The organism is Streptomyces sp. 13-12-16 (genome assembly GCF_002114215.1).
Classification (GTDB): Bacteria; Actinomycetota; Actinomycetes; order Streptomycetales; family Streptomycetaceae; genus Streptomyces.
In genome coordinates this window covers 1-7902 of sequence record NZ_NCTE01000068.1, presented here as the reverse complement: position 1 = coordinate 7902, position 7902 = coordinate 1, and the positions used below count along the sequence as shown (strand labels likewise).

Here is a 7902-nt window from a genome sequence, read left to right as displayed (position 1 = left end):
TGCGCGCTCCCCCGCTCCCGGCTTCGCCCGACCGGGACCCCGCGCGGGGCACCCTCCTCGCCCCCGCGCGTCCGGTCCGCGGGGCACCGCCGGTCTCCTCCGGCCCGACCGCCTGCCGGGCCCGGCAGGCGACGCGGTTCGCACCGCCGTGAACGGGGATGGGCACCGGGATCGCGTCGTTCGTATGGACGCGCCGTGACGGGAGTGGAAAGCTCGAAGGACCGCGGGCGTCGCCGGAGCCGCACCGCACGCGGATTCCGCGGGTCCGCGCCCACAGTGACCTCACCGTGCACGGGAGGCAGGATCATGGGCGACAAGGCGCACACACACCCCGGAGCCGCCGGCAGGGCGCAGGCGGCCGACCACCCCGCGTCCGTACGGAATGTGGTGCTGGTCGGCCACTCCGGATCGGGCAAGACGACCCTGGTGGAGGCCCTCGCGCTGACCGCGGGGGCGGTGAACCGGGCGGGCCGCGTGGAGGACGGCGGCACCGTCTCCGACTACGACGACATCGAGCACCGGCAGCAGCGCTCCGTACAGCTCTCCCTGGTGCCGCTCGAATGGGACGGCATCAAGGTCAACCTTCTGGACACCCCCGGATACGCCGACTTCGTCGGGGAACTCAGGGCCGGTCTGCGGGCGGCGGACGCGGCCCTCTTCGTCGTCTCGGCCTCGGACGGCGTGGACGGCTCGACCCGCATGGTGTGGGACGAGTGCGCGGCGGTCGGCATGCCGCGCGCCATCGTCGTCACGCACCTGGAGGCGGCCCGCGCGGACTTCGAGGAGATGACCCGCGTCTGCGCGGAGACGTTCGGCGGCGACGACCCCGACGCCGTACTGCCGCTGTACCTGCCGCTGCACGGTCCGGAGGGACCCGACGGGCACGCGCCCGTGACGGGTCTGACCGGACTGCTGTCGCGGAAGCTGTTCGACTACTCCACCGGCGAGCGCAAGGAGTCCGAGCCCGGCGAGGACCAGCTCCCGCTGATCGAGGAGGCCCGCGGCCGGCTCATCGAGGGGATCATCGCCGAGAGCGAGGACGAGACCCTCATGGACCGTTACCTCGGCGGTGAGCAGGTCGACGTCGAGACGCTGATCGAGGACCTGGAGCGTGCGGTCGCACGCGGGGTGTTCTTCCCCGTCCTGGCCGCCGCGCCCGCCGCCGACGGCGCCCGCCAGGGACTCGGCACGGTCGAACTGCTGGAGCTGGTCACCGGCGGCTTCCCGACCCCGCTGGAGCACGGCACCCCGAGCGTGACCACCGTCGACGGCAGGCCGCGCGAGCTGAAGCCGTGCGACCCCGACGCCCCGCTGGTCGCGGAGGTCGTGAAGACCTCCTCCGACCCGTACGTCGGCCGGCTCTCCCTGATCCGGCTCTTCTCCGGCACCCTGCGCGCCGACCAGACCGTGCACGTCTCCGGACACGGGCTCGCCGACCGCGGCCACGAGGACCACGACGTCGACGAGCGGATCGGCGCCCTGTCCACACCGTTCGGCAAACAGCAGCGGCCCGTCTCCCACGTCATCGCGGGCGACCTCGCGTGCGTGGCGAAACTCAGCCGCGCGGAGACCGGCGACACCCTGTCCGCCAAGGACGACCCGCTGCTCATGGAGCCGTGGGAGATGCCCGACCCGCTGCTGCCGCTGGCCATCCAGGCGCACAGCAAACCCGACGAGGACAAGCTCTCGCAGGGCCTGTCCCGGCTGGTGGCCGAGGACCCGACGATGCGGCTGGAACAGAACCAGGACACCCACCAGGTGGTGCTGTGGTGCCTGGGCGAGGCGCACGCGGACGTGGCCCTGGAACGGCTGCGCAGCCGCTACGGCGTCCAGGTCGACGTGGTACCGCACCGGGTGTCGCTCAGGGAGACGTTCGGCGGCAAGGCGGCCGGGCGCGGCCGGCACGTCAAACAGTCCGGCGGGCACGGGCAGTTCGCCATCTGCGAGATCGAGGTGGAGCCGCTGCCGAACGGCTCGGGCATCGAGTTCGTCGACAAGGTGGTCGGTGGCGCGGTGCCGCGCCAGTTCATCCCCTCCGTCGAGAAGGGCGTACGGGCCCAGGCCGTCAAGGGAGTCGCCGCGGGACATCCGCTGATCGACGTCCGCGTGACCCTCCTCGACGGCAAGGCGCACTCCGTGGACTCCTCCGACGCCGCGTTCCAGACGGCCGGCGCGCTGGCCCTGCGGGAGGCGGCCGCGGACGCGAAGATCCATCTGCTGGAGCCGGTGGCCGAGGTGAGCGTCCTGGTCGGCGACGACTACGTCGGCCCCGTGATGAGCGACCTGTCCGGCCGGCGCGGCCGGGTGCTCGGCACCGAGCAGTCACCCGGCGGACGCACCCTCATCAAGGCCGAGGTTCCCGAGATCGAGATCGGCCGGTACGCCGTCGACCTGCGCTCCCTCTCGCACGGCACCGCGCAGTTCAGCCGCCGGTACGCGCGGCACGAACCCATGCCGCCGAACGTGGCGGAACGGGTCAAGGAAGAGGCGCGCACCGCCTCGTAGCCGGCGCCGGGCGCCCCCGGGAGACCCGGCGGGCGCCCGCGTACGCCCCTCGCGCAGGGACGACTTCGGAATGCTTCACTCCGTGGTGGCGGACGGCTTCGGCCGTCCGCCTACGGACGACAGTGGGTACGGATACGCTGAAGACCTGATCAACAGGTGTGCGCAGCAAGGAAGTCGGGAAGGCCGCAAGACGACAGTCGCGGCGATCGGGGGCGGGAATGACCGTTGAGAGCGGTTACGCGGAGTTCTTCGGTCCGCAGGTGCCGCGCACGGGCGACGAGGGGCAGACCCCGACGTTCGCGCTGGCCTCGGCGGCCTACCGGGACAACGAGGCCGAGGAGATACTCAAGGCCAACAACGAGTGGCACAAGTCGGCCGTGAGCGCACCCAGGCTGAAGCTGTTCCGGCCGAACCTGGGCGAGGCGTTCTCCAGGGCGATCATCGACCGGATGCTCGGCTCCGGCCGCGCGCCGCTCATCCAGTCCTTCGGCACCCAGCCTCAGGTGGTGGTCGAGCACTCGCTGGCGGCGCACCGCATCCGCCGCGAGCGGGACAACTGGCTGAGCGCCGTCATGGTCCTGTGCGGACTGCTCTTCCTGCCCGGTCTGCTCGTATGGCTGCTGGTCTTCCAGATCCGTACGACGATGTCCAGGCGCGAGGACAAGCGGGCGGGCGCGCTGGCCACCACCCTGCTGGTCGCGGTGGGCGCCCTCGCCGTGCTGTTCCTGATCCGCATGCCGTTCGACGGCTTCTGGGGCTGGTACGCGCGCGCGGCGGTCGTCGCCCCGGTGCTGGGCTGGTTCTGGGCCAAGCAGATCTGCGAGCGCACGGCGAGGGACCTGCGCGAGCGCTGGGCCGGCCTGCTCTCCGGCAGCAGCGTCGGCGCCAAGGTGCCCGAGGCGGTGCCGAGCAGCCCCGGCGAGACGGCCGCCGAACAACTGCGCCAGTCCCTGGCCCGGCTCAGCGCCGAACAGCAGTCCAACTCCGTCTTCTACGCCGGGCCCAAGGGCATACTCGGCATGGGCACGCGCTGGGGCAGCTGGCAGCTCGCCGAGGACCTGGTGCCCGCCGACCCGGACCGGGAGATCAACCCGTTCCGCAGCTGGGACGTCGTCAAGTCCATCCACGACCGGCTGCGGATGCTGGAGCGCGGGCCGCTGCACACCGGCGGCTTCCCCAAGCCGTCGGTACGGCACTGGATCGTCACGCCCATCGGTGAGAACGCCGACGCGGTCTCCCGGCCCGAGGGCACGGACGTCGAGGCGTACCAGGTCAAGTCCCACGCCATACAGGACATCTGCAACAAGCAGCAGTTCGGCGCGGGCGACCGGCACTACCTGGGCGTGCAGTGGACGCTGTGGGACGGCCAGCTGGTGATCACCATGCTGATCACCGTGACCGTGCTGCACGAGACGCTGCGCATCGAGGTCACCGGGCACGCGCTGGGGCCGGTGCACTCGCTGTTCACCAGCAAGCCGGCGGCCAAGGAGAAGGAGGTCCAGAAGTCGATCAGGTTCTGGGAGACCCGGAAGGTGAAGCTCCCGCTGGTCGACTCGGACGAGGTGGTGCGCCTGGCCGCGCGGGCACCGCTGACCTGGTACCCGCCGCTGCTGTACTGGCTGGGCGGCAAGCTGAGCCTGCCGGAGCCGTTCGGCCTGCGGCACGCGTGGGCGGACAAGCCGTGGCGGCACCGGTTCATGGCGGACGACGCGTTGCGGGCGGCCGCGCCGGTGCTGCGGGTGGTGCACTCCGCCGCGATCAAGGTGCTGGAGGAGAACGGGGTGGACACGGAGAAGTTCGGGTCGCGGTCGTCGTTCCTCAGCACGGCGGTGCAGGACGCCTCGCCTCGGAAGGCGGACGTCTACGACGCGTAGGAGTCGCAGCCCGCGGGCAGTCGTGCCTCCCCCAGTGCCTCAAGGGCCTGGGAGGTGCCCCCAGGGCGATGGGGGTCCCCCGCTCATGGGGGGGTCCCCCCGCTCGAGCGAAGCCGAGAGTGAGGGGAGAAGCCGAGAGCGGGGGAGGGTGGGCGCGGGCACCCCGCGAGTGCCGGGCTGCGCGAACCCGCCCCCACCGGCACCGTGCACCGGGAGCAAAGCTCACAGCTACGCGGGCCACGCCTCCGCGAGCATCTTCCTCGTGTCCGCCAGGAGCTGAGGCAGGACCTTCGTGTGGCCGACCACCGGCATGAAGTTCGTGTCGCCGCCCCAGCGCGGGACGACGTGCTGGTGGAGGTGGGCGGCGATGCCCGCGCCCGCGACCGTGCCCTGGTTCATGCCGATGTTGAAGCCGTGCGCGCCCGACGCGGTACGCAGTGCCGTCATCGCCTGCTTGGTGAGCTCGGCGAGCTCCGCCGTCTCCTCCGCGGTGAGGTCCGTGTAGTCGGCCACGTGCCGGTACGGCACGGTCATCAGATGGCCGCCCGTGTACGGGTAGAGGTTGAGCACCGCGTAGACCCGCTCGCCGCGCCGCAGGATCAGCCCGTCCTCGTCGGACTTGGCCGGGATGGAGCAGAAGGGACAGCCGTCGTCGGCGCCCGGGCCGCTCGGCTTGTTCTCGCCCTGGATGTACGCCATCCGGTGGGGCGTCCACAGACGCTGGAACGCGTCCTGCGTCCCCACTCCCGACTGCTGCTCCGGCTCACTCGTCATGCGTGCAGCATATGGCGTCACCGGAGGACCACGGAAAAGGCCCCCGGGATCGCTCCCGGGGGCCTCGGAGTCGTCCGCGCGGTCAGACCTGGGTCCGCTCCTCGACGACCTTCGCGATCTTCGCGATGGCCTCGTCGACGGGGATGCCGTTCTCCTGGGAGCCGTCGCGGTAGCGGAAGGAGACGGCGCCGTTGGCCATGTCCTCGTCGCCCGCGATGACCATGAAGGGCACCTTCTGCTTCTGGGCGTTGCGGATCTTCTTCTGCATGCGGTCCGAGGAGGAGTCGACCTCGACCCGCAGCCCCTGCTTGCGGGCCGTGTCCGCGAACTTCTCCAGGTACTCGACGTGCGCGTCGCCGATCGGGATGCCGACCGCCTGGACCGGAGCCAGCCACGCCGGGAACGCGCCCGCGTAGTGCTCCAGGAGCACCGCGAAGAAGCGCTCGATGGATCCGAACAGCGCGCGGTGGATCATGACCGGGCGGGTCTTGGAGCCGTCCGCGCCGGTGTACTCCAGGTCGAAGCGCTCCGGCAGGTTGAAGTCGAGCTGGATGGTCGACATCTGCCAGGTGCGGCCGATGGCGTCCTTGGCCTGGACGGAGATCTTCGGGCCGTAGAAGGCGGCGCCGCCCGGGTCCGCCACGAGCTCCAGGTTCTGCTTCTCGGCGACCTGGCGCAGCGTCTCGGTGGCCTCCTCCCAGGCCTCGTCGGAGCCGACGAACTTCTCCGGGTCCTTGGTGGACAGCTCCAGGTAGAAGTCGTTCAGACCGTAGTCGCGCAGCAGGTTGAGGACGAAGGTGAGCGTCTTGTCGAGCTCCTCCGACATCTGCTCGCGGGTGCAGTAGATGTGCGCGTCGTCCTGGGTGAAGCCGCGGGCCCGGGTCAGGCCGTGCACCACGCCCGACTTCTCGTACCGGTACACGGTGCCGAACTCGAACAGACGCAGCGGCAGTTCACGGTAGGACCGTCCGCGCGCGTCGAAGATCAGGTTGTGCATCGGGCAGTTCATGGGCTTGAGGTAGTAGTCCACGCCCTCGTCGAGCTGCATGGGCGGGTACATGCCGTCGGCGTACCAGTCCAGGTGGCCCGAGGTCTCGAAGAGCTTCCCCTTCGTCGCGTGCGGGGTGTAGACGAACTCGTAGCCCTCCTCCTCGTGGCGGCGCCGCGAGTAGTCCTCCATGACCCGGCGGATGATGCCGCCCTTGGGGTGGAAGACGGCGAGGCCGGAGCCGATCTGCTCCGGGATGGAGAACAGGTCGAGCTCGGAGCCGAGCTTGCGGTGGTCGCGCTTCTCGGCCTCGGCGAGGAACTCCAGGTGCGCCTTGAGCTCGTCCTTGGTCGGCCAGGCGGTGCCGTAGATGCGCTGGAGCATCGGGTTCTTCTCGCTGCCGCGCCAGTAGGCGGCGGCGTTGCGCATCAGCTTGAAGGCCGGGATGTTCCGGGTGGTGGGCAGGTGGGGGCCCCGGCAGAGGTCCTTCCAGCACAGCTCGCCGGTCTTGGCGTCCAGGTTGTCGTAGATCGTCAGCTCGCCGGCGCCGACCTCGACGTCCGCGCCGTCGTCGTGCGAGGCGGAGCCCTTGAGGCCGATCAGCTCCAGCTTGTACGGCTCGTCGGCGAGCTCCTCGCGGGCGGCCTCGTCGGTGACCACGCGGCGGGAGAACTTCTGCCCGCGCTTCTGGATCTCCTGCATCTTCTTCTCGATGGCCTTGAGGTCATCGGGGTGGAAGGGCCTCTCGACGTCGAAGTCGTAGTAGAAGCCGTCCTTGACCGGCGGGCCGATGCCCAGCTTGGCCTCGGGGAACAGCTCCTGCACGGCCTGGGCCATGACGTGTGCGGTGGAGTGGCGCAGGATGTTCAGACCGTCCTCGGAGGAGATCTCCACCCCCTCGACGGTCTCGCCGTCCTTGACCTCGTAGGAGAGGTCCTTGAGCTCACCGGCCACGCGCGCGGCGATGACCGAGCGCTCGCCGGCGAAGAGCTCGGCGGCCGTAGTGCCCGTCGTCACCACGCGTTCTTCCCGCTCGGAATCGCGTTGGATGATCACACGGACGTCTGACACCGGTCTCTCCTGACTGAAGGCTGTGGTCGCGGCGCCATACCGGAGCGCACGCATGGGTGCGATCGTACCGACCCGGGCCCGCCGACCGCGAAATCGGTCCTCGCGGTCCGGTACCGGTTCCCGGTCCCCGCGGTCCGGTGTCAGTCCTCGCAGTCCGGTCCGCAGGCCTCGCCGAAGAAGGCGGCGGTCTCGGCGTTCGCCTGGAGCGCCTTCATCAGCCGGTCCCGTTCGGCCTCGTCGACCTGCACCGGTGCCAGCTCACCGACGTCGGTGAGTCGGCGGAAGCCGCCCCGGCTCTCCAGCCGCCCGCGCACCCGCACCGGCAGTCCGACGAGGTGGGCGTGTCCGGCGACGCGGTAGTCCTCCTCACCGAGTGCGATCCGGACGTGGCCGACCTCGGCCCCGGCGAGCACGCGCAGCCGGACCGTGCCCTCGCCGCGGTGCCCCGACCTGTGCATCCGGACCACCGTGCCGGTGATCCGCACCGTCGTCGACGGTTCCGCGCGCCGGTAGCGCAGGCCGGCCTCGAGCAGGACGGGCAGGTCGCCGGGTGAGAACTCGACCGGTTCCGCGGCGGCGCAGCCCTCGGGCACACCGGCCGCCGGGGCCCAGGCCACGGCGATCCGGGCGCCCTCCGTGCCCCGGACCAGGGCGACGAGGGCCTCGGTGAGCTCATGGCTGACGCCCGCC

4 protein-coding genes and 1 pseudogene are annotated in these 7902 nt (G+C 71.0%); 2 read left to right on the top strand and 3 right to left on the bottom strand.

What is annotated here, in order from left to right; all coding sequences use genetic code 11:
• Positions 1 to 306: 306 nt before the first annotated feature.
• The gene (locus tag B7767_RS03205; RefSeq protein ID WP_085570766.1) at positions 307 to 2505 is read left to right on the top strand and encodes an elongation factor G-like protein EF-G2; all 2199 of its coding nucleotides are present in this window, start codon (positions 307 to 309) and stop codon (positions 2503 to 2505) included.
• A 218-nt stretch (positions 2506 to 2723) separates the two neighbouring features.
• On the top strand, positions 2724 to 4379 hold the full coding sequence (locus B7767_RS03200; RefSeq protein WP_085570765.1) for a hypothetical protein: 1656 nt from the start codon (positions 2724 to 2726) through the stop codon (positions 4377 to 4379).
• A gap of 228 nt (positions 4380 to 4607) precedes the next feature.
• On the opposite strand, the gene B7767_RS03195 is transcribed toward B7767_RS03200, so the two are convergent.
• The 3 genes and pseudogenes from B7767_RS03195 to B7767_RS03185 form a co-directional block, all read right to left on the bottom strand.
• A complete protein-coding gene (locus B7767_RS03195; RefSeq protein WP_085570764.1) occupies positions 4608 to 5153 on the bottom strand; it encodes an HIT domain-containing protein in 546 nt (181 codons plus the stop codon).
• A gap of 82 nt (positions 5154 to 5235) precedes the next feature.
• Positions 5236 to 7212, bottom strand: a complete 1977-nt coding sequence (thrS, locus tag B7767_RS03190; protein ID WP_085570763.1) for a threonine--tRNA ligase — start codon at positions 7210 to 7212, stop codon at positions 5236 to 5238.
• A 140-nt stretch (positions 7213 to 7352) separates the two neighbouring features.
• Positions 7353 to 7902, bottom strand: a pseudogene (locus B7767_RS03185) (hypothetical protein); the annotation flags it as partial.